The organism is Endozoicomonas sp. SESOKO1 (assembly GCF_024606265.1).
In the GTDB taxonomy this organism is placed as follows: domain Bacteria; phylum Pseudomonadota; class Gammaproteobacteria; order Pseudomonadales; family Endozoicomonadaceae; genus Endozoicomonas.
In genome coordinates, this window is sequence record NZ_JAHHPP010000194.1 from 1 (window position 1) to 1,784 (window position 1,784).

A 1,784-nucleotide genomic window follows, 5' to 3' on the forward strand; every position below is an offset into this window, starting at 1 on the left:
AGTAAGGCCACAGACTGCTGTTTTCAAGGGCTGATGGGTTTTCGGACAAGCACTAATTACGTCAGTGGCAATCGTAACCTAACCTAACAAGAGCATGGTGTACGGCAGCAAGCTGCCTGGGACGCCTGCGGCGCCCCACATGCAGGCGTTAGGCGCTTAAACTAAGTTCGGAGTATCATTGAAAGAATTTCATTCATTTGAAGACTATGAAATGACCGCAAATACACTCAATGTGGTTTGTGGAATGGTCTTACTTTCCATTGCACGTTTCGACTGCTCAAGAAAAGATATTATTTTGAGAAACTTCATTGCGAAGTCATCAATGAGTTTGAAAGGCATTTTAGCCCTTTGGAAAGTAAACGATTTCCAAGATTGCTGGGTACTTTACAGGGTAATAGTTGATCGCTATTTGCATTTATCATCAATTGCAAAAAATGATGAGTTTGATGAATTTGAAGAGTGGTCATTCTTTGAACAGGTCAAGGTGCATAACCGCATAAAAAGTGATGCTGAGTTCAGTTATGAAGCGGTCGGAGATATCTATAAAAGAACAGATACTGAAAAAGTACGCATAAAGCATTTGTCACAGAATAAGCCCACTTGGAGAAGACCGAAAGCCGAAACAGTGGCAAAGGATCTTGGTATGGATTTTATCTACAAATATGGGTATGACATGGCTTCAATGCATGTTCATCCAATGGCAAATGATGGGCAAGAAGATTTCCATACAATTACAGGAATTCCTTCTGAGGCTAGGTTTCCGTCACAAATAGCTGTCCTAAATAACTCAATATTAAAAATGACTATCATCTTACAAGATGCAATGAATTACTCTTCCTTCACTTGGCGTAGGTCGTTGTGGGATTTCATAGATCATGTGAGGTTATTTCTTACAACAGGAAGTACTGAATATCAGATTTCATTCTTAAAATTGAGTGAAATTTTCCCCAAACAAGCATTGTGCGAGCCAGCGCCTAACAAGTAAATCCAGGTGACGCCTACGGCGCACGTGATTTAGGCGTTAGGTTTCTCTGAAGTTAGCAATACACTATTATTCAAATTTCGCTGAGTTATCCCATGATTTGAGGTGCTAATGGCAGGTAAAGCTTTCGGGCATGACTACAAAATGGAATGGCTTGAGAATGAAAGGCTCAGGCAAGAAACTTCCACAGAAAACTGGATTTATATTGGAGTCGATACTCATCGACCAGGCATGGCAAAGATTGGATTAACGACAGGGTCTCTAGGAACAAGGGCAAGTGGAAGTCAAAACCCTTTCTATACACTCCTATATGCGTTCAAAATCAAAGAAGGAGTAGAATCAAAAAGAGTCGCCATAATAGAAGATACAGTAAAGGTTTTTCTCAGTGGATTGTACCAGTGTATACCTCATGAAACTACAGGCAGGCGTTCTGAGTGGTTCTATGCTAACCCTTTCGAAATGAAAGAACGTGTTCATGATTTTCTTTATGAGAAATTTAGCTGGGACATGTATTGCTATCACTGCGATATACGAGATATTGGTGTCATTTATTCTTGGGAAAATTCAAAATTATTAGAAGGCTCTACACGGCCTAAATATCAAGCAAAAGACTTAAGTTCACCCCCAGTAGATCCAAACTGTTTTATGCCGGGGGGATGTGATGAAGATTGTGACTGCTGGGATTAACTATTTGCAGGACCGAAACCTAACAAAAAATTCCAGGGGACGCCTACGGCGCCCCTGAATTTTGAAGTGGTTATAGTTTTCCGGACACACAAGCACGGGTAATATCAAAGCCCCT

Annotated in this window: 2 protein-coding genes; both read left to right on the forward strand. The window is 40.8% G+C overall.

Features of this window, described 5'->3' with window-relative positions; genetic code table 11:
- The first annotated feature begins 178 nt into the window (after positions 1–178).
- Positions 179–985 (forward strand): DUF5677 domain-containing protein, encoded by an 807-nt coding sequence (locus KDK13_RS09345; protein WP_257284711.1) that lies wholly within the window; start codon positions 179–181, stop codon positions 983–985.
- Positions 986–1,093: 108 nt separating this feature from the next.
- Positions 1,094–1,669 carry a GIY-YIG nuclease family protein gene (locus KDK13_RS09350; protein WP_257284712.1) on the forward strand — a complete coding sequence of 192 codons (576 nt, stop codon included), beginning with the start codon at positions 1,094–1,096 and terminating at the stop codon, positions 1,667–1,669.
- Positions 1,670–1,784: the final 115 nt, after the last annotated feature.

Excerpts from the sequence above, each read along its gene's own strand:
- KDK13_RS09350 (WP_257284712.1), top strand. The coding sequence starts at position 1,094 with ATGGCAGGTAAAGCTTTCGGGCATGACTACAAAATGGAATGGCTTGAG.